General features: G+C 63.0%; 18 protein-coding genes. 4 read left to right on the top strand and 14 right to left on the bottom strand.

Features of this window, described 5'->3' with window-relative positions:
• Positions 1–237: 237 nt before the first annotated feature.
• From JFT44_RS17440 to JFT44_RS17410, 7 genes are all read right to left on the bottom strand, one after another.
• Positions 238–2,634, bottom strand: a complete 2,397-nt coding sequence (locus JFT44_RS17440) for a TonB-dependent receptor (RefSeq protein WP_128593787.1) — start codon at positions 2,632–2,634, stop codon at positions 238–240.
• Positions 2,635–2,718: 84 nt separating this feature from the next.
• Complete coding sequence (locus tag JFT44_RS17435; protein WP_057959099.1) at positions 2,719–3,687, bottom strand: FecR family protein; 969 nt, start codon at positions 3,685–3,687, stop codon at positions 2,719–2,721.
• Positions 3,688–3,719: 32 nt separating this feature from the next.
• Positions 3,720–4,220, bottom strand: coding sequence for a sigma-70 family RNA polymerase sigma factor (locus JFT44_RS17430; protein WP_057438495.1), 501 nt, complete (start codon positions 4,218–4,220; stop codon positions 3,720–3,722).
• A gap of 82 nt (positions 4,221–4,302) precedes the next feature.
• Entirely contained in the window at positions 4,303–5,658 is a 1,356-nt protein-coding gene (locus tag JFT44_RS17425) for an MATE family efflux transporter (RefSeq protein WP_057959075.1), read from the bottom strand.
• An 86-nt stretch (positions 5,659–5,744) separates the two neighbouring features.
• The gene (locus JFT44_RS17420; protein ID WP_057959074.1) at positions 5,745–7,040 is read right to left on the bottom strand and encodes an FAD-binding oxidoreductase; all 1,296 of its coding nucleotides are present in this window, start codon (positions 7,038–7,040) and stop codon (positions 5,745–5,747) included.
• Positions 7,037–8,125: a polyamine ABC transporter substrate-binding protein gene (locus tag JFT44_RS17415; protein WP_057438494.1), complete on the bottom strand. Its 1,089-nt coding sequence runs from the start codon at positions 8,123–8,125 to the stop codon at positions 7,037–7,039. The genes JFT44_RS17420 and JFT44_RS17415 overlap by 4 nt, the downstream gene beginning before the upstream one ends.
• 32 nt (positions 8,126–8,157) lie before the next feature.
• On the bottom strand, positions 8,158–9,516 hold the full coding sequence (locus JFT44_RS17410; protein WP_198830962.1) for a glutamine synthetase family protein: 1,359 nt from the start codon (positions 9,514–9,516) through the stop codon (positions 8,158–8,160).
• Between the two features lie 138 nt (positions 9,517–9,654).
• On the opposite strand from JFT44_RS17410, the gene JFT44_RS17405 reads away from it, so the two are divergent.
• Positions 9,655–10,551 carry a helix-turn-helix domain-containing protein gene (locus tag JFT44_RS17405; RefSeq protein ID WP_198799573.1) on the top strand — a complete coding sequence of 299 codons (897 nt, stop codon included), beginning with the start codon at positions 9,655–9,657 and terminating at the stop codon, positions 10,549–10,551.
• 114 nt (positions 10,552–10,665) lie between these two features.
• On the opposite strand, the gene JFT44_RS17400 is transcribed toward JFT44_RS17405, so the two are convergent.
• The 3 genes from JFT44_RS17400 to JFT44_RS17390 are packed head-to-tail and all read right to left on the bottom strand — an operon-like array spanning position 10,666 to position 13,789.
• A complete protein-coding gene (locus JFT44_RS17400) occupies positions 10,666–11,769 on the bottom strand; it encodes an acetoin dehydrogenase dihydrolipoyllysine-residue acetyltransferase subunit (RefSeq protein WP_128593790.1) in 1,104 nt (367 codons plus the stop codon).
• Positions 11,766–12,785 carry an alpha-ketoacid dehydrogenase subunit beta gene (locus JFT44_RS17395; RefSeq protein ID WP_057438491.1) on the bottom strand — a complete coding sequence of 340 codons (1,020 nt, stop codon included), beginning with the start codon at positions 12,783–12,785 and terminating at the stop codon, positions 11,766–11,768. Before JFT44_RS17395 ends, JFT44_RS17400 begins: the two co-directional genes overlap by 4 nt.
• Before the next feature lie 23 nt (positions 12,786–12,808).
• The gene (locus JFT44_RS17390) at positions 12,809–13,789 is read right to left on the bottom strand and encodes a thiamine pyrophosphate-dependent dehydrogenase E1 component subunit alpha (RefSeq protein ID WP_057445001.1); all 981 of its coding nucleotides are present in this window, start codon (positions 13,787–13,789) and stop codon (positions 12,809–12,811) included.
• Between the two features lie 309 nt (positions 13,790–14,098).
• Here JFT44_RS17390 and JFT44_RS17385 point away from each other — a divergent pair, with 309 nt between their 5' ends.
• The gene (locus JFT44_RS17385) at positions 14,099–15,961 is read left to right on the top strand and encodes a sigma-54-dependent Fis family transcriptional regulator (RefSeq protein WP_198830961.1); all 1,863 of its coding nucleotides are present in this window, start codon (positions 14,099–14,101) and stop codon (positions 15,959–15,961) included.
• Positions 15,962–16,090: 129 nt separating this feature from the next.
• Here JFT44_RS17385 and JFT44_RS17380 read toward each other — a convergent pair whose 3' ends face one another.
• The gene (locus JFT44_RS17380; RefSeq protein WP_198830960.1) at positions 16,091–16,870 is read right to left on the bottom strand and encodes an acetoin reductase; all 780 of its coding nucleotides are present in this window, start codon (positions 16,868–16,870) and stop codon (positions 16,091–16,093) included.
• Between the two features lie 192 nt (positions 16,871–17,062).
• On the opposite strand from JFT44_RS17380, the gene JFT44_RS17375 reads away from it, so the two are divergent.
• On the top strand, positions 17,063–19,225 hold the full coding sequence (locus tag JFT44_RS17375) for a TonB-dependent siderophore receptor (protein ID WP_170060509.1): 2,163 nt from the start codon (positions 17,063–17,065) through the stop codon (positions 19,223–19,225).
• Between the two features lie 174 nt (positions 19,226–19,399).
• Here the strand turns inward: JFT44_RS17375 and JFT44_RS17370 are convergent, their stop codons facing one another.
• The 3 genes from JFT44_RS17370 to JFT44_RS17360 all read right to left on the bottom strand — a co-directional run bounded on the left by JFT44_RS17370 (position 19,400) and on the right by JFT44_RS17360 (position 22,330).
• Positions 19,400–19,837, bottom strand: coding sequence for a carboxymuconolactone decarboxylase family protein (locus JFT44_RS17370; RefSeq protein ID WP_057438487.1), 438 nt, complete (start codon positions 19,835–19,837; stop codon positions 19,400–19,402).
• A gap of 104 nt (positions 19,838–19,941) precedes the next feature.
• Positions 19,942–21,384: a mechanosensitive ion channel family protein gene (locus JFT44_RS17365; protein WP_057959068.1), complete on the bottom strand. Its 1,443-nt coding sequence runs from the start codon at positions 21,382–21,384 to the stop codon at positions 19,942–19,944.
• Between the two features lie 70 nt (positions 21,385–21,454).
• A complete protein-coding gene (locus tag JFT44_RS17360) occupies positions 21,455–22,330 on the bottom strand; it encodes a pirin family protein (RefSeq protein ID WP_198830959.1) in 876 nt (291 codons plus the stop codon).
• A gap of 329 nt (positions 22,331–22,659) precedes the next feature.
• Between JFT44_RS17360 and JFT44_RS17355 the strand changes: the two genes are divergently transcribed.
• Complete coding sequence (locus JFT44_RS17355; RefSeq protein WP_169961234.1) at positions 22,660–23,772, top strand: efflux RND transporter periplasmic adaptor subunit; 1,113 nt, start codon at positions 22,660–22,662, stop codon at positions 23,770–23,772.
• Positions 23,773–23,774: the final 2 nt, after the last annotated feature.

The following is a 23,774-nucleotide window of genomic DNA, read 5'->3' as shown; positions in this document are numbered from 1 at the left end:
ACCGGATGTCTGTGCACAGTGGGCTAATTGTGTCTGTGGCGGACTGGGGGAGTTCGGTTCCGGAAAGCGACGAAAATCGCCTAAAAAAGGTAGGAAGCCCGCCAACGTCCCCTTCAACCTCGGCTGAAGGATCGTAAGGAGCAAGAGAAAGGCCAAGAGGAAAAGCGCGTGGAAGGGCGTCAGCAGCGACGCCCCCCATCAATAGAAAAATCGTCGCCGGCAGGCGACGATTCCCCGTCAGAACCCCACGCTCGCCTGTACAAAGAAGGTGCGTGGCTCACCCAGGTAAATCCCGGCGTTGTTGTCGCTGGAACGGGTGAAGTGCTGCTGGTCAAACACGTTTTTCACCCCGACACCCAACTTCAGGTTCGACAGTTGCGGGCCGAAGTCATAGCCACTGCGCACATTGACGGAAACATACCCCGGGATATCCCCGTACTGGCCGTCGGCGGTCGGTTCGGTGATATAGGTGTTGGTGGTGCCTGGCGCGCGCTGGCCGGACTGGGCATACGCGTCCAGGTTATGGGTCCAGTGATTGACGGCATAACGCAGCCCCAGGGTCGCCACTTGCCGGGAGTACAACGGCAGGTCACGGCCCTTGAACGCCACATCACCTTCAGCGGTCGCCTTGGTGTAGGTAAAGCCGGCATTGGCACTCAGGCCCTCCAGACGTGGGTCGAGGTCGGCCAGGTCGTAATGGGCCGAAGCTTCGATACCCGTGTGTTTGGTCGCGCCCAGGTTGGTCCAGCCCACGTCATTGCTGACGTATTGCAACTCATCGGAGAAGTCGATGTAAAACAGCGTCACTTCGCCGCCCCAGACGTTGTCGTTGTAGCGGGTGCCGATCTCGTAGGTCTTGGCCTTTTCCGGTTGCAGGCCGTTGGCCGTCTGGTCGCCATTTCCGCCCTGGCCCAGCTGGAAATACTGCAGGCTGCCGAAGGATGTTTCATAGTTGGCGAACAGCTTCCAGGCATCGGACACGTGGTACATCACGCTCAGCGCCGGCAACGGTTCGTTGTTCTTGATCGCGCGGTGCTTCTCCTGGGTGCGGGAACCATTGAGCGCCACCACCGGGCGGTCATGCCATTGGGTGCGGATGCTTTCAAAGCGGATACCGGGGGTAATCGTCCACTTGCCCACGTCGATCTTGTCATCAATATAGAACGCGTTGGCCTCGGTGCCACCGGTGCGGTCCTGGTACACATGGCCGTCACTCTGGCCACCCGGCGTCGGCACGTTGTTGATCAGGTTGAGACTGGTGGCCTGCTCGTGCATGCCTTCTTTCAAGTAGCGATAGCCGATACTGGCTTCCTGGGTGGTCGGGCCCAGCTCGAACACATGGGACACCCGTGGCTCGATGCCGAACGTGTGGTAGGTCCGCGGGTAGGAGCTGAGGGTTTTCAGGTCACGGTTGGCGATGTTGCTGCCCCGGAAACTGTCGGAATAATAGGTCAGCACTTCGGCCTGGGTGCGGTCGTCGATCTGGCGGATGTACTTGAAGGACACATCCTTGCGCCGGCCGCTGAAGTTGTCCCAGTCGCGCACCGACTGGTAAGGGTTGGCGTCGAACTGCTTCTGGGTCAGGCCGCCGGGCATATCGGCGCTGGCGTCGTAGTAATGGAAATTGAGGGTGAAATCGTCTTGATCGGTCGGCGCCCAGTGGGTCTTGAGGATCACATCGTCAATGTCGTTCCCGTTGTTGCTGTCGCGATAACCGTTGCCATTGACCCCGGAATACAGGAGCGCCATGCCAATGCCGTTGTCTGCGGTGCCGCCGATAAATGCGTTGTCGACATGTTTCCAGCCGCCATGGGACGAGGTCTGCAGGGTGGTGCCGACCTCACCGGAAAAGGTCTCGGGGATCGCCCGGGTCACGAAGTTGATCACGCCGCCGACGTTCTGTGGGCCATACCGCACGGAACCGGCGCCGCGTACCACGTCGATGCTCTCCAGGTTACCGGCGGAAATCGGTGCCATCGACAACTGGGGCTGGCCATAGGGTGCGAACGCCGCAGGAATGCCGTCGATCAACACTGTGGAGCGCGGCGACAAGCGCGATGTCAGACCGCGTACGCCGACGTTGAGGGAAATATCGCTGCCACCGGTACCGTTGGATTCCTGCACCTGCACCCCAGGCACCCGGCGCAGCACGTCACCGACGTTCATCGCGCCCTGCTCTACCATAGCCTCGCGCCGGATCACGGTACGCGCGCCGGGATGGTTCTGCACCACTTCGGCGTTGGCATCGCCCAGCCAGTCGCCCACCACCTGGATCGCGGTCGTGCCAAGTTCCAGGGGTGAACCGGCTTCACCGGTGCCAGTGGCGAGGGGATGCAATGTCACCGAGCCCGAGTCGATCTGGTAGTCCAGGCCGCTGCCTTGCAGCAACTGGCGCAGGGCCTGCTCCGGCGACAGGTTGCCATCGACGGCCGGGGCTTGTTTGCCGGCCACCATCGGCGGGCTGAAAAACACTTGCAGTGAGGTTTGCTGGCCCAATTGGCTCAGTGCCGCCCCCAGTGGCTGGGCCTTGATGTGGATGGCATCGTCGGCATAGGCCGCAGTACTGATCGCCAGGGCCAGGGCCAATGGCGCCCAGCGGGCAGTTTTATTGTTGTTCGCAGCGAGTTTTGTCACGTCGTAATCCCAAGAAAGCGCGGCTGTTAATGCAAACCAGTTGCAGTTGGACAAGAAGACGAAGAACTCGGAAAAAACCTGAACCTAGCGTGAAATTATTTCCTGGCTACCGTCGGGCAGCGTGCGCAGGGCCACCGGCAGAATGTGCGGCAGGGCCTTGAGCAAGGCATCGGTGTCATCGGATTTGAACACGCTGGTCAGGCGCAGCTCGCTGGCGGCAGCGCTGACCCGCAAGGGTTTTTCGCGGTAGCGCGAGACTTCCCGGGCCACCTCGGCCAGGCTGGCATCGTTGAACACCAGCTTGCCGGTCTGCCAGGCCAGCAGTGCCTGGGCGTTGACCGGGCGGGCCGCCGCGACCGCGCCCTGACGGTCGATCGAGGTACTGAGGCCGGCGGTCAGGGTGACCGCCGGCTGGGCAGCCTGCCCTTGTACCTTGACCGTTCCGGCCTCGACCACCACGCGGGTCTGGTCATCGTCGCGGCGCACGTCAAACCGGGTCCCGATGACCGTCACCTGCCCTGCCCCGGCCTGCACCACAAAAGGCCGGTGGGTGTCGTGCTCAACGCTGAACAGCGCTTCACCCTGCTTGAGTTCGATCCCACGCCGGCCCTTTTCGTAATGCACCGCCACCACGCTACGGCTGTTGAGGTCCATCAGCGAGCCATCCGGCAGCGCCACCTGTCGACGCTCGCCCAACCCGGTGCTGAATTCCGCATCATAGCCGCCCGGGTGGTCCAGGCCACTGAACAACCCAAGGCCGACGGCCACCGCCAACACGCTGGCCGCCATGGCATAGCCCACGGCCCCGCGACGCTTGCGCGGCACAGGCGTATCGAGCAGGGCCTGCAAACGCACCTTGGGCAGCAGGTCGGCGGCGCTCCACAGCCCCTGCAGCACCTCGAACTCATACTGGTGCGCGGGATGCTCCCTACACCAACTGTCAAAAAGACCCTGGTCCTCAACGCTCAGGGGCGGGTCCTGCAGACGCACAAACCACTGCGCCGCCTCGTCGCGCACCGTTGCGCTGCCACAGGCACACTCGCGGGTATCCATCATGGAAGGTCCTGTTTCAAAGCGGGCATTGGTCATGGGGCCAGCGCATCCAGGCGCTCGCGCAGATGCCGCAGGGTGCGGATCATATACTTTTCCACCATGTTTTTAGAAAGCCCCAGGCGCTCGGCGATTTCCTGTTGGGTCATGCCTTCGATTTTTTGCCAGATGAAAATCCTGCGGCAATTGAGGGGCAATTCGGCCAGGGCCCGCTCGATGGAGTCCGCCAACTGGACGGCGTGCATGAAATGCTCCGGGTCGCCACTGTGCGGCGCACTCTGGTCAAGGCCTTGCAGTTCCAGTGCTTCGCGCCGGTCTGCACGCCGATAGGCATCCACCGCGATATTGCGCGCCGTCTGGTGCAAATAGGCACGCGGCTGCTCGACCCGCGCCGACTTGGACTCCAATACCCGCACAAACGTATCGTGGGCCAGGTCCTCGGCCTGCTGGCGATTGCGCAAGCGACGCGTCCAGGTCCCGACCAACTCTTCGTAGTACGCGAAAAAGCCTGGTCTGCGGGGCGGCTGGGGAGTCATCGACGGTGCACTGGGTAGGCGGGGCGTGAATAGTAATGCTTCCTATTAATGGGAGCAATTACTGACCGTCGCCTCCCCCTCTCTAGACCAACCGCTTGATCTGCTTATGCCGCCACACCAACCGGTAATACGCCGTCTGCAACCCCAACATCACCAGGTAAGTCACCGGAAACGCCATCCACACCCCTTCCAGGCCAAAGCGTGCATTGAGCAGGTACGCCACCGGCAGTTCCACGCCCAGCACGCAGAAGATCGAGATCGCCACCGGCATCAGCACCACGCCACTGGCGCGCATGATGCCGCCAATCACTGCCTGGAAGCCGAACACCAGAATGCTCCAGAGCATGATGTGCAGCAGGTGTTCGGCCTGGACCCGCGCCTGATCATCGGTGATGAACAGGCCCAGTAGCCAGTGGGACAAGGCGTAGCCCAGCACGATCAGGCCTCCGGTCAGGCACAGGTTGATCGCAAGCCCGGTGCGCAGGATCGGCCCGATGCGTTCCAGGCGCCCGGCGCCAATGGCTTGGGCGCCGAGGATCGAGGCGGTGATGGCGATCGACAGCGCCGGGAACTGCACATAGTTGACGATCTGCGTCACCGCGCCATACGCCGCCGTGGCCTGGGAGCCGTGGCCGTTGACCAGCGCCAGGATCACCAGCTCCGACAACGACAGCACCACCATCTGCAAGCCGGTGGGCAGGCCGATGCGCAGGACTTTGCCGAGGATCGCCCGGTCCAGGCGCAAGGCCGCCAATAATGCGCGGTCCGGCGCCATCACATGGTTTTTATGGCGCAGGCGCAGCACCAGAAACAGCATGGCCACGGCGTTGGCCACCAGGCCAGCATAGGCCGCGCTCTGGATGCCCATGGGCGCCAGCCCCAGCCAGCCGCGGATCAGGGCCGGGGTCAGCAACAGGCCGACCACCGTTGAAACCATCAGCGCCAGCAACGGCGACACCGTATCGCTCACGCCTCGCAGCAATTGGGTATAGAGGATGAACACCAGCAGTAACGGCATGATCAGCATCATCACCTGGGCATAGCCGACGGCGTCGTCCAGCACATCCAGCGGCGTGCCCAGCGCGTGCATGGCCGGGCGGGCGAACAGGCTGCCGAGCACGGCGGCGAGAATCCCGATCAACGCCCCCAGGGTCAGGGTCGCGCCGGTGATGACCTTGACCAGTGCGGTTTCCCCCGCGCCCCAGGCCTGGCCGATCAGCACCGAGGCGCCCGCCCCCAGGCCAATCACCAGGGCGATAAAAAAGAACACGATGGGAAACATCCCCGACACCGCCGCCAGCGCCTGGGTGCCGAGCATCTGCCCGACATAAATGCCATTGAGGGTGCCGGAAAAACTCTGGAGGAAGTTGGACAGCACCATCGGCGCAAGAAAGAACAGGTACACCTGCCACAACGGGCGTTGCAAAGGGTTCTGCATGAAAAGCGGGGCCTCGGAATGACACAGCGACCGAGGGGTTATAGCGTATTGGATCCGATCATGCAGTGTTTTAAACCGCTACCCACCTATCCCAGCATTTCCCGAAGCCGGTACCACACCATGCCCAGCGCCAGTAACGGCGAGCGTAAAGCCTTGCCGCCGGGAAAGGTCATGTGCGGCACCCGGCTGAAGGTGTCCAGGCCCTGGCTGACACCTGCGTGGATCCCCTCGGCCAGCAGCCGTGCGCACCAGTGCGTGACGTTAAGCCCATGCCCGGAATAGCCCTGGGCGTAAAACACGTTGGGGTACTGCTGCAACCGCCCGACCTGGGGAAAGCGATTGGCGGTAATCCCGATCTTGCCGCCCCATTGGAAGTCGATGGCGGTGTTGGCCAGTTGCGGGAATACCTTGAGCATCTTCGGCCGCATGTACGCGGCGATATCGACCGGGTCACGTCCCGAATAATGACAGGCGCCACCGAACAACAGCCGACGGTCGGCGGAAAGCCGGTAGTAGTCCAGGCCGACTTTCTGGTCGCACAGCGCCAGGTTCTGCGGGATCAGTTCGTCGGCGAGCGCAGCCGGCAACGGTTCGGTGGCGATGATATAGCTGCCGGCCGGCAGCACCTTGCCACTCAGGCGCGGCTCCAGTTCGTCGAGGTGCGCATTGCACGCCAACACCAGGCTACCAGCCCGCACGCTGCCGCCGGCGCAGCGCACCTGCACGGTGTCGCCATGGATCAATTGCAGCACCGCGCTGTGCTCGAAAATCCGCACACCCAGCGCCTCGGCCACACGGGCCTCGCCCAATACCAGGTTCAGCGGATGCAAGTGGCCCGAGCCCATGTCCACCAGGCCCCCGGCGTACAGTTGAGAGCCGACCACCTGCGCCATATCCTGCGCCGCCACCAGGCGGGTTTCAGGCAGGTACCCAAGGGCCGCGAGGCTTTCCTGCTCCCCCTTGAACGCAGCAAATTGCGCCGGTGTATTGGCCAACTCGCAAAAGCCCCAGCGCAGGTCGCAGTCGATCCCATGCTCCCGGATGCGCTCACCGACCAACGCTACCGAGTCGATCCCGGCCCGTTGCAGGTAACGCACGCCCTCCTCGCCCACATGCCGGGCAAAACCCGAGACGTCATGGCCGATCCCCCGGATCAACTGCCCGCCATTGCGCCCGCTGGCGCCCCAGCCGATGCGCCGGGCTTCCAGGAGGATCACCGACAGGCCGCGCTGGGCCAGTTCAATCGCGGTGTTGACGCCGGTAAAGCCGCCGCCGATCACACACACATCGGCGCTCAGGTCCTCGGCCAGCGCCGCGCGCTGGGGCATGGCATTGGCCGACGCCAGGTAATAGGAACGGGCATGGTCTTGGGACTGATTCATCGGTTGGACTTCACTTTGCTCCAGGCCCGGGTCATCACACGCATGATGGCCGGGCTGGGGGTGGTGGAAATGTACAGTTTGTCGAGCACGTCCTGGGGCGGGTACACCTCGGGGTTATTCACCAGTTCCGGCGCCATGAAAGTCTTCGCCGCCAGGTTGGCGTTGGCGTAGCCGACATAGGTGCTGATCTTGGCGATGACTTCGGGGTCCAGCAGGTCGTTGATAAACGCGTGGGCCTGTTTCGGGTTGGTGGCGTCTGCGGGAATCGCCAGCAAGTCGAACCACAGGTTGCTGCCCTCCTTGGGAATTGCATAGGCGATGTTCACGCCATTCTTGGCTTCCTTGGCGCGGTTGGCGGCCTGGAACACATCGCCGGAGTAACCGAAGGCCACGCAGATATCGCCGTTGGCCAGGTCCGAGATGTATTTGGAGGAATGGAAATAGGTGATGTACGGACGCAGGGTCAGCAGCTTGGCCTCGGCCTTGGCATAATCGCCGACCGTCTCGCTGCGCGGGTCCATGCCCATATAGTTGAGGATCGCCGGGAATGCTTCATCTGCCGAATCGAGGAACGCCACCCCGCATTGCTGCAGTTTCTTCAGGTTCTCGGGCTCGAACATCACCGCCCACGAATCAATGTGGTCGATGCCCAGTACTTGCTTGACCTTGTCGACGTTATAGCCGATGCCATTGGTGCCCCACAGGTACGGCACCGCATGGGCATTGCCGGGATCGTTCTGCTCCAGCAGCTTGAGCAACTTGGGGTCCAGGTTCGGGTAGTTGGGCAGTTGCGCACGGTCCAATTCAAGGAACGCCCCGGCCTTTACCTGGCGCCCCAGGAAGTGATTGGACGGCACCACCACGTCATACCCGGTACGCCCCGCCAGCAGCTTGCCCTCCAGGGTTTCATTGGAGTCGAACACGTCGTAGACCACCTTGATTCCCGTCTTGGCCTGGAAGTCGGCCAGGGTGGTCTCGCCGATGTAGTCAGTCCAGTTGTAGACACTGACCGTCGGCGCGGCATGGCTGGCGCTGCTGAACACTGCGGCGAGGGCCAGTGGGAGGAGCTGTTTGACGAGACGCATATCGACACCTTTTTTTATGGTTGATGGTGGAGTCAGACACTCAGCAACAGGAACTCACGCTCCCAGGAGCTGATCACCCGCTTGAAATTCTCATGCTCGGCGCGTTTCACCGCGACATACCCGCGCACGAACTTGTCCCCCAGGTACTGCTTGACCGTGTCGCAGGCCTCCATGCGCGCCAGGGCATCTTCGATGGTGATCGGCAGGCGCAGGTTGCGCCGCTCATAGGCACGGCCTTCCACCGGAGCGCTCGGTTCGATCTTCTCGATCATCCCCAGGTAGCCGCACAACAGGCTGGCGGCGATGGCCAGGTAGGGGTTGGCATCGGCCCCCGGCAGGCGGTTTTCGACGCGCATCGCCTCGGGGCTGGAGGTCGGCACGCGCAGGCCGACAGTGCGGTTTTCTTTGCCCCACTCCACGTTGACCGGGGCCGAGGTGTCGGGCAGGAAGCGGCGGAACGAGTTGACGTTGGGCGCAAACATCGGCAGCAGCATCGGGATGTATTTCTGCAAGCCGCCAATGTGCTGCAAGAACAGCGGGCTCATCTGCCCGTCGGCGTCGACAAATACCGGCTTGCCGGTGGCGATCTCCACCACGCTCTGGTGCAGGTGCATGGCGCTGCCCGGCTCGTCGGCCACCGGCTTGGCCATAAAGGTCGCGGCCACATTGTGCTTGAGCGCCGCTTCACGCAGGGTACGCTTGAACACGGTGATCTGATCGGCCAGGTCGAGGGCATCGCCGTGACGGAAATTGATTTCCATCTGCGCCGGGCCGTCTTCATGGATCAGCGTGTCGAGGTCCAGGCCCTGGGCTTCGCACCAGTCATAGACATCTTCAAACAACGGGTCGAACTCGTTTGCCGCGTCGATGGAAAACGACTGGCGCCCGGTCTCGGCACGCCCGGACCGGCCTACCGGGGTTTTCAGCGGCAGGTCCGGGTCTTCGCAGCGCTGGGTCAGGTAAAACTCCATTTCCGGCGCGACAATCGGCTGCCAGCCCTGGTCGGTATACAGCTGCAGGACTTTTTTCAACACATTGCGCGGCGACAACTCAATGGGGTTGCCCTGCTTGTCGAAAGTGTCGTGGATCACAATGGCGGTGGGCTCGATGGCCCACGGCACCACGTAGGTGGCATTGGCCACCGGGCGGCAGATCATGTCGATATCGGCCGGGTCCAGCAGGTCGTAGTAGATATCGTCGTCGACAAAATCCCCGGTTACCGTTTGCAGCAACACACTTTCCGGCAGGCGCATGCCGCGCTCATGCAGGAACTTGTTGGTGGGCGCAATCTTGCCGCGGGCAATGCCCGTCAGGTCGCTGATCACGCATTCGACTTCGGTAATCTTGTGTTCTTTCAGCCAGGTGGACAGCTGATCGAAAGGGGCATTCATAAAGACCTCGGCATGGGTTGGGTGCTGCGCCGACTTGTACTCCCGGCGCATTGAGGTCTATCTTGGGCCAGCCTTACCCAGGCATCTATCCACTTTGCACGACCCACAACGCACCAATAGAGTGCGCACGGATCACCCATGACACAGGCAACAGCTTTGCGCGTACAGGCCTTCACCACCGGTGATGTGGCCGCCCAATGCAGTGCGACACCCGGTTGGGTACAGCAGTACCAGCAGATGTCCCCGGGACATTTTGCCGGGCAGATCCGCTACCTCGACCTGCAGGGAGTGCAGGTGTACGAAGAGTGCATGAACACCCGCGTCGAGCAGCACTTCAACGCGCCGCCAGGCGCCCTGGCGTTCTGTTTCGACGGCAGCGACAACGCGCTGTACGTGCTCAATGGCGAAAGCCGCAACACCTGGATCACCCCGGAAAACTACCGGGAAGTGGCCGTGGTGTTCGGCCCGCAGTTCGTGCAACGCCATGGCCTGGATGTGGCCAGGCTCGAAGGCCTGTTCATGGCGCCGTTGACCTGCCAACAGAACGCGCTGTTCAGCCGCTGGCTCAGTGGCACCCTGACGCGCTTGTCCAGTGAGATCGACCCGATCAGCCGCGACGCCCTCACCCGGCAACTGCTCGACGATTGCCTGTTTATCCTCGACAACGCCTGCGTGTGCCTGGATCGCTACTCATTGCAGCGGCGCAGTGAAGAACGCCGGCTGATGGCGCGCATCGGCGCGTGGGCGGCGGATGCGCCGGATGAGACCGTCAACCTGCTGCAACTGGCGCAGATTGCCGGCGTGCCGTTGCGCCAGTTGCAACAGGGCTTCAAGACCTACACCGGGATGAGCCCGGCGCAGTGGTTGCGCCTGCGCCGGTTGAACGGCGCACGGCGCGAGTTGTTGAGCTGCGACCAGACCACGGTGGCCGAGGTGGCGATGAATTGGTCGTTCTGGCATTTGGGGCGGTTTTCCAATAGCTACCGCGCATTGTTCAAGGAACTGCCCAGCGAAACCCTCAAGCGTCATGGTTGATACACGGTCAACCCTGTGGGAGCGGGCTTGCTCGCGAAAGCGGTGTATCAGGCAATGAATGTCTGACTGACCCACCGTATTCGCGAGCAAGCCCGCTCCCACATTTGATTGCTATCAGGCTTGAGATTTGAGGAAGAGACTCAGCAACTGATTCACTTGCTCCGCCGCCTCCAACTGCACCATATGCCCCTGCCCCGGCAAGACCTCCACCTGGGCCTGCAACCCCTGGGCATGCCGTACCGGGATAATGGCGTCGTCACTGCCCCAGATCACCAGGCTCGGCTGCTGCCCCACCACCGAACGCAGGTCAAGCATCTGTCGCCCGCCGTCAAACAGCTTGGCATTGAGTTGACGCAACGCCTGATCAACCCCCTCCAGGCGCTTGAACTTGAGCATGTCCTCCAGCATCTGCCGTGTGACCAGCGCCGGGTCGCTGAACAGTTGCACCAACTGCGGCTTGAGCGCGTTGCGGTTATTGGCCTCGGTGAATCCCTGCAGGTAATCACCGTTGATATCCGCCCCCAGGCCGGCGCTGGCGATCAATACCAGGGAGGCGACCCGCTGCGGTGCCTGGCGCGCCACCGTCAGCGAAACCAATCCGCCCATGGAGTGCCCGGCCAGGTGCACCCGGTCGAGCTTGAGGTGATCGAGCAAGGCCAGCACCGCCTGGCTCAATTCCTCAGCATCGCCACTGTGCAAGTGCTTGCCCGACTCGCCATGCCCCGGCAAGTCGAGGGCGATCACTCGGCGCTCGGCGGCCAGGGCCGGATGGTTGAACAGCCAGTTGTTCAAGTCGCCGCCAAACCCGTGGATCAGCACCAGCGGTAGGCCGCCCTCGCCAAGGTCGAGGTAGCGCAGCAGGCGCCCGCCCAGCTCGACTTTCTGCGCACTCGGCCCCGACGCCTGCGCCTCGGCGCTGCTGGAGACAAAGCCGGCATTGAAGCTGTCGATCACGCCGTCGATTTCTGCCTCGGTGGCTTCACCCTCCACCACAATCCCCAGTAATGCACCCACCGGTAAGGTCTCATCGCTCTGCGCCAGCACTCGGCGTAACACCCCACTGAACGGCGCCTCGACACTGCTGGAGATCTTGTCGGTCTCCACGTCGAGCACTTCCTCGCCCTTCTCTACCCGGTCGCCCGGCTGCTTGAGCCAGACATCGACCCGGCCTTCAGTCATCGACAGCCCCCACTTGGGCATGGTCAAGGTATGGATCATGCCGCAGTCCTCTTGTCAGCGATCTTGCGCACCGCGGCCTCGATCTTCGCCGCGTCGGGGATGTACAGGTCCTCCAGGGCATCGGAAAACGGCACCGGCGTATGCGGCGCGGTGACCATCTCAATCGGCGCACGCAGGAAGGAAAACCCACGCTGGGCCACCAGGGCGCTGATATCCGTGGCAATCGAGCAGCGTGGGTTGGACTCGTCGATCACCACCAGGCGCCCGGTTTTTTCCACGCTTTCAAGGATGCTGTCTTCATCCAGCGGGCTGGTGGTGCGCAGGTCCAGCACTTCGCAGTCGATACCCTGGCGCGCCAGGTTGGCCGCAGCTTCCAGGGCCACATGCACCATGCGCCCGTAGGTCACCAGGGTCACGTCGTTGCCTTCGCGCACAAAGTTGGCCTCGCCAAAGGGCACGGTATACAGCTCCTCCGGTACTTCGCCTTGCAGGCTATAGAGCATCTTGTGCTCAAGGAAAATCACCGGGTCGTTGTCGCGGATCGCCTGGATCAGCATGCCCTTGGCGTCATAGGGCGTGGCCGGGCACACCACCTTCAGGCCGGGGATGTGCGTCCACATCGAGGTGAGCATCTGCGAATGCTGGGCCGCAGCGCGCAGGCCGGCGCCGTACATGGCGCGCACCACCAGGGGCGTGGTGGTCTTGCCACCGAACATGTAGCGAAACTTGGCGGCCTGGTTGAGCAACTGGTCGAGGCAGCAGCCAATAAAGTCGACGAACATCAACTCGCACACCGGGCGCATGCCCCGGGTGGCGGCGCCGACGGCCATGCCCACGTAACCGACTTCGGACAGCGGCGCATCCAGCACGCGGTCAGGGAACTCCGGGTACAGGCCCTTGGTGACGCCCAGCACGCCGCCCCAGGCATCCTGCTCGCCAGGGGCCCCGGTGCCGCCGGACACATCCTGGCCGATGATAAAGACGCTCTGGTCGCGGCGCATTTCCTGGGCCAGGGCTTCGTTGATTGCCTGCTGATAACTGATTTTACGAGCCATGAAATTCTCTCCGGGTCTTGTTGTTATGAGCGGTAGGCGACGTAGACATCGCTGAGCAGGTCGGCGGCCTGGGGCTTGGGATCGGACTTGGCCAGGCGCACGGCGTCGTCGATCAACTGCGCGACTTCGGCGTCGATGCGCTCGAACTGCGCCGCCTGCAACCAGCCTTCGGCACTGCAGCGCTGGCGAAACAGCGCCAGGCAATCCTGGGTTTCGCGCAGGTTTTTCACTTCATCGCGGCCGCGATAGGTTTGCGCATCGCCCTCAAAGTGGCCGTAGAAGCGGTGCAGCTTGACCTCGACCAGGGTCGGCCCCTCGCCCTGGCGCGCCCGCGCCACCGCCACGCCCAGCGCTGCGTGGACGGCAAAGAAATCATTGCCATCGACAATCACCCCCGGCATGCCAAAACCCACGGCGCGCTCGGCAATGTCCTTGCACGCCACCGACCAGCCGGAACCGGTGGCTTCGGCATAACCATTGTTTTCGGCGACGAACAGGCACGGCAGTTTCATGATCGCGGCCAGGTTCATCGCCTCGAACACCGCGCCCTCGTTGGAACCGCCGTCGCCAAAAAACGCCACGGCCACGCCCTGGCTGCCCTTGAGCTTGGACGCCAGGGCCGCACCGGCCGCCAGCGGCGCACCGGCGCCGACAATGCCGTTGGCGCCGAGCATGCCCTTCTCCTGGTCGGCAATGTGCATGGAGCCCCCCTTGCCACCGCATACCCCGGTTTTCTTGCCGTAGATCTCGGCCATCATGCCGAACACATCCACGCCCTTGGCGATGCAATGGCCGTGGCCACGGTGGTTGGAGGCGATGCAATCTTCATCGTTGAGGTGGGCCATGACCCCGGCGGCGCAGGCCTCCTGGCCGGCATACAGGTGCACGAACCCGGGGATCTCGCCGGTGGCGAATTCCACATGCAGGCGTTCTTCGAAATCACGGATGGTGCGCATCACGGTGTAGGCATGCAGCAGTTGATCGGTGGACAGGTGAGTGGACATCTTGTTGTTCTCCAGGTTGTCTCGACACACAAAAGGCTGGCTGTGGCCAGCTGCAACCTGTTCAGCACAGCCTGTGCCAAGGCCCGCTAAAACCTGGCAAAGCCTTGACCCAGAGCAGTGCCGTGCGGTTGTGCCGGTGCGGCATGCCACCGCACAATGAGACGGCGCATTGCAGCGTGCAGGTTGCGTCTCAGGCAGGATGAGACGCTGCGTCTCAAGGCGGGCAGTTGGTCAGGCCGCCCTTGTCCCCCTGCGCCCCTGGGCGCTTAATGGCGGGCATAACAACAAAGATCGAGAACCGGAGGCCTTATGCTCGCCGCGAACTCCAGAGAGCACGTCGACTGCGTCAGTCGCGTGGTCCGCAATGCCGAGCGCCTGCCCCAGGCGCCGGTGCCGTCGCTGATTTTCGATTCATGGCGCCGCTCCATGGAGCAGCACCACCTCGATCCCGGCTCGCTGCAGGGGCCACGGATCCTCACCGAGCCGCTGCTCAAGGAATGCCGCGAACGTGCCGAACTGTTCATGCGCATTGCCAGCGAGCAAGTCAGCCAGTTGCACCACCGCGTGCGCCACGCCGACTACTGCGTGATGCTCACCGATGCCCAGGGCCAGACCATCGACCACCGGGTAGACGCGGCCATCCGCAGCGACTGTCGCAAGGCCGGCCTGTACCTGGGCACTTGCTGGTCAGAGGCCGAAGAAGGCACCTGCGGCGTGGCCACGGTGCTGACCAGCCAGGCGGCGGTGACGGTGCACAAGCGCGATCACTTCCGCGCCGCCTTTATCAACCTGACCTGCTCCGCCGCGCCGATCTTCGACCCCCAGGGCAACCTGCTGGGGGTGATGGACGCCTCGGCACTGCAATCGCCGGATGACCGCCGCAGCCAGCACCTGGTGCGGCAGATGGTGGCGCAGAGCGCCCAGGCCATCGAAAACGCCTTCTTCATGCACAGCGCTGCGCGGCACTGGGTACTGCAGGCCCACAGCACCCCGGGTTATGTCGACAGCCAACCCGACCTGCTGCTGGCCTGGGACCAGGACGGACGCCTGCAAGCCTTGAACAGCAAGGCGCGCCAGGCACTGCGCCGGCGTTTTGGCCAGGTGCCGGTGCATATCGGCGAGGTGTTCGACCTCGATGCCCTACGCGCGGTGACCGATCAATCGGTCCAGCAACTGCAGTGGCGCGGCGAAGCCGGGGTGCTCCATGTGCGACTCAACACGCCGCAACGCCAACCGGCGCGGGTGGCGCCCAACCCCCAGGTCGACCCCCGGGTGGAAGAACACCTGCGCCTGGCGGTGCGCGTCAAGGACCGCAACCTGCCGGTGCTGGTGCAGGGTGAAACCGGGGCTGGCAAGGAAGTCTTTGCCCGCCAACTGCACGCCCGCAGCGCACGCCGCGACGCACCATTCGTGGCGGTGAACTGTGCGGCGATCCCGGAAAACCTGATCGAAAGCGAGCTGTTCGGCTACGTCGCCGGGGCCTTTACCGGCGCGTCCAGCAAGGGCATGACCGGGCTGTTGCAGCAGGCCCATGGCGGCACGCTGTTCCTCGATGAAATCGGCGATATGCCCCTGGCCCTGCAGACCCGCTTGCTGCGGGTGATGGCCGAAGGTGAAGTGGCGCCGCTGGGTGCGGCGAAAACCCGCGCGGTGGATATTCAGGTGATCTGCGCCAGCCACCGTGACCTGGCGAGCCTGGTCAGTGAGGGGCGTTTCCGTGAAGACCTGTACTTTCGCCTGGGCTGCGCCCGCGTCACCCTGCCGCCCCTGCGCGAGCGCACCGACAAACTGGCCTTGATCAACCGGCTGCTGGAGCAGGAAGCGCGCAGCAGCGGGGTCACGGTCGGCATCGGCCAGGCTGCGCTGGAGCGGCTGCTGGGCTACGCCTGGCCGGGTAATGTGCGGCAACTGCGCCATGTGCTGGCGTATGCCTGTGCGGTGTGTGACGGCGGCACGATCCAGTTGGCGGACTTGCCGCTGGAGGTGCGTGGTGAACGGCTGGAGGTCGAGCTCGAGCACAGTATGAGCCCGGAGCGGCAGGTGCTGCTGGATGCGCTGGTACGCCATCGCTGGAAGCCATTGCCGGCGGCGCAGGCGCTGGGGATTTCCCGCGCGACCCTGTATCGCCGGGTCAAGCAGCTGGGCATTGATATGCCCGGTAAACACCCCTGACACAATGCAATCCAAATGTGGGAGCGGGCTTGCTCGCGAAAGCGGTGTGTCAGGTAGCTTGCTTGTTACTGATACACCGCTTTCGCGAGCAAGCCTGCTCCCACATTTTTACCGAGTCGACTCTGGGGTTTAGCGGTAGACGAGGCCACCGTCGATCAGCGGCGCCTGGCCGGTCATGTAGTCCGAATCCGGGCCGGCCAGGTAGGCCACCAGGCCCGCCACATCCTCCGGTGTTTCTGCACGGCCCAGGGCAATGCCATCCACGTACTTCTTGTACGTTGCCCCCACTTGCGCGCCGGTAATCTCGGCCATGCGCTTGTCGATCTCGACCCACATATCGGTGCCCACCACGCCTGGGCAATAGGCATTCACCGTCACCCCGGCGCTTGCCAGTTCCTTGGCCGCTGCCTGAGTCAGGGCACGCACGGCAAACTTGGTCGCCGAATACACCCCCAGCAGTGCAAAGCCTTCGTGCCCGGCAATCGAGCAGGCATTGATGATCTTGCCATTCTGTTTGAGCGCCTTGAATTTATTGCCCGCCGCCTGGATGCCCCACAACACGCCCTGTACGTTGATGCCCAGGGTGCGTTCGACCTGTTCCGGGGTCACGTCCAGCAGCGAGTCAATCTGCGCCACCCCGGCGTTATTGACGATGATGTCAAAGCCGCCCAGGGTCTGGTGCGCATGCTCGACCGCCGCGACCACCTGCTCGCGCTTGGACACGTCGGCGGTAAACACCGAGGCCTTGCGCCCGAGTGCCACGACCTCGGCCGCCACGGCTTCGAGCTTGGCGCTATTGATGTCGACCAGGGCGATATCCGCCCCGTCCCGCGCCAGGCGCAGGGCAATGGCCCGGCCAATGCCCTGCCCGGCGCCGGTCACCAGTGCAACTTTTCCAGCGATACCCATGATGATCTCCTGCAACGATAAGCGAAGCCTTGTCTATCGCAGGTGCGGGGTCACGCTGTCGAGGCCCGGATGAATTGGCGCAGGGCTTGAGACGCAACGTCTCAAGCAGCAGGACTGAGGCGAGTACTTGTAAACACGCGCACTTATGCCTAGCTTATGCGCCCCCGCCCCGCGCTTTAAGGCCTTGCCCCCATGGTTTTGCGTTTTCGCCCCGTCGTCACCTCACATTTGGCCCTCGGCCTGCTGCTCAGCGGCGGCATCGGCAACAGCCTGGCGGCTGAGCTGGAACTGCCGGCGCTGAACATCCAGGGCCAGGATGAGTCCGGTTATCGTGCGCAAAGCGCGTCGGTCGGCGGCTTCAATGAAGCACCGCTGCTCGACACCCCGGCCTCGATCACCGTGATCAACGCCGCGCTGATCAAGGACCAGCAGGCACGCCTGCTCAGTGAAGTGCTGCGCAACGACGCCTCGGTGGGCGAAAGCTACGCGCCGATTGGCTACTACGAAAATTTCGTGGTCCGGGGTTTTTCCCTGAATGCCGCCAGCAGCTACAAGATCAACGGGCGCACCATCACCGGCGAGCAGAATGTAGCCCTGGAAAACAAGCAGCGGGTGGAGTTGCTCAAGGGCCTGGCGGGCCTGCAAAGCGGGATTTCCGAGCCCAGCGGCGTGATCAACTACGTGACCAAACGCCCGGAAGACGTGCGCTCGGTCACGGTGTCCACCGATGATCGCGGCAGCGGCTATATCGCCACCGATGTCGGCGGCTGGTTTGGCAGCGAGCAGCAATTTGGCTTGCGCGCCAACGTCGCCCATGAAGACCTCAATTCCTATGTCGAACATGCCAATGGCCAGCGGGACTTTGTATCCCTGGCCTTCGACTGGAACATCAGCCCCGACGCCGTGCTGCAACTGGATGCCGAATACCAGGACAAACAACAGCGCTCGGTGCCCGGCTACCAGTTGCTCGGCGGCACCGAAGTGCCCCATGACGCCTCGCCGAAAAAACTGCTCGGCCACCAGAGCGGCTCCAAGCAGGTGGGGATCGACTCGCTGAACCTCAACGGCAAGTTCGAGTACCGCTTCAGTGACCAGTGGAAAGGCAGCGTCAGCGCGGCCCGCAGCAAGGTGGTGATTGATGACTACAGTTCGTTTGCCTGGGGTTGCTACGGCTCCCCCAGTTGCGCCGGCGTCAAAGTGCCGAACTACTTCAGCCCGGAAGGCAACTACGACATCGCTGACTACCGCAGCCCTGACGACACCCGGCGCAATGATGAAATCCAGGCGGCCATGACCGGCCTGTTCAGCACGGCCGGCCTGAGCCATGAACTGACCTTCGGCACCAGCGCCTTCCGCCGGGTGATCGACAAGCGCAAGTCGGTCAATGAATACGTCGGCAGCGGCAATATCAATCAGGACCCGGAAACCTTCCCGCCCACCGACAAGCCCCTGAACGACAGTCACCGGCGTCTCGACAGCCGCCAGTACGGGCTGTTCGTCACCGACCGCATCAGCTTCAACGAGCAATGGCAAACCGTGCTCGGTGGCCGCGAAGTGCGCCTGGATGAAAAATCCTTCGATCAACATGGCGTGCAGGAGCGTCACACCCAGCAGTACGAGTTCCTGCCCAACGCTGCGCTGATCTACAAGCCAGTGGAAAACATCTCGTTGTACACCAGCTACAGCAAGGGCCTGTCACTGGGCGGTGAGGCACCGTGGTATGCGAACAATGATGGGGAAATCCTTGCGCCGACCGTCTCCCGGCAGATCGAAGCCGGGGTGAAATACGACTGGCGCCGCATCAGCTTCGCCGCCGCGGTGTTCCAGACACGCCAGGCCTACCAGTACGCCAAGCCCGACAACGCCGGAGGCTTCACCTACGTGCAGCAGGGCCAGCAGAAAAACACCGGCCTGGAGCTGTCAGCCAATGGCTGGGCCACCGAGCGTCTGCAGATTGCGACCAGCGTGGCGGCGATTCGCGCCCGGGTGAGCGGCAGCGGCACGCCGCAATACGAAGGCCACCAGACGATCAACGTGCCCAAGCTGCGCGCCAGTGTATACGCCGACTACGCCCTGCCATGGGTCAACGGCCTGGCGGTACTCGGCGGCGTGCAATACAGCGCCAGCAAGAACGCCAACCGTACCGGCAATGTGGAAGTGGGGGATTATGCGCTGGTCAACATCGGCAGCCGCTACACCACCCAGGTCGACGGCTATGAAACGGTGTTCCGCCTGAGCGTCGACAACCTGTTCGACAAACGCTACTGGCGTGATGCGGGCGAATACATGGGCGATGACTACCTGTTCCAGGGTGCGCCATTGACAGCACGCCTGAGTGCTTCCATCAACTTCTGACCCCCGCCCCAATGTGAAACCTGGCTTATGTGGGAGCTGGCTTGTGTGGGAGCTGGCTTGCCTGCGATGCAGGCGCCTCGGTGAATCAGCAATACCGAGGTGATGCCATCGCAGGCAAGCCAGCTCCCACACAAGCCAGCTCCTGCATTGGCCAGCGCCTACCCTTGAATGTCGTTACTTAGGCATCTTGCGAAAGCCCACCGCCAGGCGGTTCCAGCTGTTGATGGTGGCAATGGCCACGCTCAAGTCGACCTGTTCGGCGGCGCTGAACTCGGCATTGAGCAACGCATAATCTTCGTCCGAGGCGTGGGTCTGGCTGATCAGCGTCAGGCTTTCGGCCCAGGCCAGGGCGGCGCGTTCGCGCGGGGTGAAGAACGGCGTTTCGCGCCAGGCCGACAGGGTGCACAAGCGGCGCTCGGTCTCGCCGCCCTTGCGGGCATCGGCAGTGTGCATATCCAGGCAGAAGGCGCAGCCGTTGATCTGGGAGACGCGCAGGCGCACCAGCTCCAGCAGCGGCAGTTCAATCGACAGTTTGCCGACGGCGGCTTCCAGGGCGAGCATGGCTTTCATCGCATCGGGGGACGCGGTGTAGAAATCAATGCGAGCAGACATGGTGTTACTCCAGGACAGTGGGAATTGGCGCCCAGCTTAATCACCCCACTGCCTCGCACAAATAGCCAATCCTGACGAAGAACAGGTAGCCAATGCCAGGCGCTTCAGGCCCGGCGGCGCAGCCACTGTAAAAAGCCCTTTTTCACCGGCACGATCGGTGCGTCCTGGGTCAGGTGCTGGGCGGTGTGCAGGCGGAAATCCAGGAGGTTCTGCATGGCTTCACTGATATCGTGGCGCGCATCCAGGCACGGCTTGAGGTATTCCTTTTCGATGCGGTAGAGGGTGCAGTAGGTCTTGGCCACAAAGTCCGCCGGCACGCTTTGCGCCCCCAGAATCCCGGCTTCGCCAATCACTTCTCCTGGCCCCATGCGCCCGGCTTCGAACGCGTGCCCGGCCTTGACCAGCATCACCGAAACCACCCCGGACTCGATGATAAACAGGTGATCGCTGACCTCCCCCCTCGGCAGGATCATCTCACCGGCGCGGAAGGTGTGCAGGGTCATGTTCTGGCTGAAGGTTTCCTTCTCTTCCTGACGCAAGGTCGAGAAGATACTCGAGCTTTCCAGCAGTGCCCGTGCGGGTGTAGTGGCCGGCGAGGTCGGGCTTTCGGCGCTCGACAACAGGCTCACACCGGCCGCCTGCAAGTGCCGGTAGGCCAGGTCATAAAGCTGGTTGCGCACCTCGCGCTTGAGGGCCATGGCCGGCACGAAGCCGCTGATTTCATACTCCACGCCACCACCGGTAGAGGTTTTGAAGGCCACGCTCGGCGCCGGCTTGGCCAGCAATTGCCGGCAACCTTGCATGGCCCGTTCCAGGGCTTCCAATACTGTTTGCGGACGCGCATGGGGGCTGACTTGCAGGCTCACCGCCAGGCCGAACATATCCGCCGGGCGTGAGAAATTGATGATCTTGGCCTTGGCCGCCAGTGAATTGGGGATCACCGCCATACTGCCCTGGGACGTTTGCAGGCGCGTGGCGCGCCAGTCGATATCCGTCACCCGGCCTTCGGTGCCGTCGATGGAGATCCAGTCATCCAGTTGGTAGGGCTTGGTGGTGTTGAGCACGATTCCGGAGAACACGTCGCTCAAGGTGCTCTGCAGCGCCAGGCCGACGATGATCGCCACCGCGCCGGAGGTGGCCAGTACGCCCTTGACCGGCAGGTCGAGCACGTAGGCCATGGCCGCGATGATCGCGATCAGGAAAATCACCGCGCCCATCAGGTCTTGCAGCAACCGCCCGGTGTGGCCGACCCGCTGCATCATCAGCGCGCCGAGCAACACCGTCAGGGTGCGCGCGGCAAACAACCACCAGGCGATCTGCAAGGCCGTGGCGGCCAGGTGCAGCGGGGTATTGTCGGCATACGGCGCCAGTTGCATGGGGTTCATGCCGTCGTTGAACAGCACGGCGCTGAACACCGCGAAAATCCCCAGCCGCGCAATCAGCTTCCAGTTGCCGGGGCTGGCCGAAAACAGACGCCAGACGACGATATCGATAAGGATCAGCGCCAAGGCGCACAGCATCGGGTGATCGGAGAGAAAAGACAGCATCCAGGCGACTCCAGGGCGAATGCCCTGAAGATCGCATGAAATGCAGTTGGCGGGTATAGGGCGCCGCCAATCAGCGGGAGGCGCCGTGCATTTGGCCGAACTGGCCGGACTGGAAGTCGGCGAAGGCCTGGTGAATCTCTTGCTCGGTGTTCATCACAAACGGACCGTGACCGACGATGGGCTCGTCAATGGGTTCACCACTGAGCAGCAGCACCATGGCGTCGGCGTTGGACTCCAGGCTGAGCTGATCGCCCTCGCGCTCAAACAGCACCAGTTGCCCTTCGCGTGCCAGTTCCTGGCCGTTGACTTGCACGGTGCCTTTGAGCACCACCAGCGCGGTATTGCGCCCGGCATGCAGGTCCAGGGTCACGGCCTTGCCGCCATTGAGGCGCAGGTCCCACACGTCAATCGGCGTGAAGGTGCGTGCCGGCCCGGTGCGGCCAGCGAACTCACCGGCAATCAGGCGCAGGCTGCCGGCACCATTGGCCAGGGGCAACGACGGAATATCGCCGTCGAGAATGGTCTGGTAGCCGGCTTCGCTCATTTTGTCCTTGGCCGGCAGGTTGACCCACAGCTGCACCATTTCCAGGGCGCCGCCCCGTTTGGCGAAGGCTTCGGAATGGAACTCTTCATGCAGGATCCCTTTGGCCGCAGTCATCCACTGCACATCGCCCGGGCCGATGGTGCCGCCGGCACCGGTGGAATCGCGGTGCTCGACTTCGCCTTCGTAGACGATTGTCACGGTTTCAAAGCCGCGATGGGGATGCTGGCCCACGCCACGTCGCTGCGTGGTGGGGGTGAAATCCGCCGGGCCAGCGTGGTCCAGCAGCAGGAACGGGCTGATGTGCTTGCCCATGGTGTCGTAGGAAAACAGCGTACGAACCGGAAAACCGTCGCCGACCCAATGGCCGCGTGGGCTGGTGTAGATACCAATGATGTTTTTCATGATGGACCTCCAAAGTGCATCCACCTTAAATCCAATACCAATAAGGCACTAGACAGCGGATTTGGCTCGCATCGTTCCATGGATGGGACGACTTAACCGCGGCGCTTCGCAGTCATAGCCCATCCGGTTTCATTGGCGTGGGCGTTGAGACTACAGGCCACCCGCAAAACGCAAAGCAGGCATCTTAATCATCTACGCCCGAACAACCTGGGCAACGTGTGACAACCCAATCCAAAGCAAAGGGTGGATTAAATTATATTTCGGTCGTAATATTTGGCTAAATATTACGCTCGTAATTTTTACTACGCCAACGCCACCAGGAGCCTGAAATGAGCCCACGCCCTCCTCTTCACCGCCTTTTTTCGCCCCTGGCGCTGTTGATCCTGCTCAGCGGTTGCAACAGCCAGGCCGACCCCACCGCCAACACCGCCCCACCGCGCCCGGTGCTGGCGGCCAACGTCGAAGCCGCTGCCAGCCAGCAGAATGCCTATACCGGGGTGGTGGCGGCACGCACCGAAAGCGACCTGGGTTTTCGAGTCAGTGGCAAGGTGATCGAACGCAAAGTCGATCCCGGCCAGCACGTTTCCCGGGGCGACATCCTGCTGGTCCTGGATATCGGCGACTTCGAGCTGGCACTGCGTTCGGCAAAAAACCGCGTCAATGCCGCCCAGGCGCAACTGCGTCAGCGCCGTGATGATGCCAATCGCTACCAACGCCTGGCCAGCACCGGCGCGGTGTCACGGCAGATTTTCGACCAGTCCGCGACTAACCTGCGGGTCGCCGAAGCTGAACTCGCCGCCGCCCAGTCGGACGCCAGCCAGATTGAAAACCGTCGCACCTACTCGGTGCTGCGGGCCGATGGCGACGGGGTGATCACCGATGTGCGGGTGGAGCGCGGGCAGGTGGTGGCCGAAGGGCAGATCGTCGCGCGCCTGGCCCACGACGGTGCGCGGGAAGCCATCATCCACCTGCCGGAAAACCAGCGTGACCGCGCCTCGCAAAAAGCCCTGGCCTTGCCGTTCGGTGCGCCGGACCAGGCGGTCACCGCGACATTGCGTGAACTCTCGGCCAGCGCCGATCCCGTCACCCGCACCTACCGCGCGCGCTATGTGCTGCACGGCACGGTCGAGCGTGTCGCCCTCGGTTCCACCATCACCCTGCGCCTGCAAGGCAACGACCAACCGCCACACACCCGCGTGCCGATTGGCGCCCTGCAGGATACCGGCAACGGCAGCGGGGTCTGGCTGATTGGCGCGGATGACAAAGTCAGCTTCGCTGCGGTCACGGTGGCCAGCCTGGGCCAGGAAGAAGCCCTGCTTTCCAGCGGCGTCAGCCCCGGCCAACGGGTGGTCGCCCTCGGCGCGCACCTGCTGCACCAGGGTGACAGCGTGCGCGTGCTGCCCGCCCAGGCGCAGCCCCTCAACCGCCGCCAGGAACCTTGAGC

Origin of the sequence: Pseudomonas sp. MF5691 (assembly GCF_016405645.1) — a bacterium.
Taxonomy (GTDB): domain Bacteria; phylum Pseudomonadota; class Gammaproteobacteria; order Pseudomonadales; family Pseudomonadaceae; genus Aquipseudomonas; species Aquipseudomonas shahriarae.
Note: the sequence above shows the minus strand (reverse complement) of the source record. Positions and strands in the feature narration are given on the sequence as shown.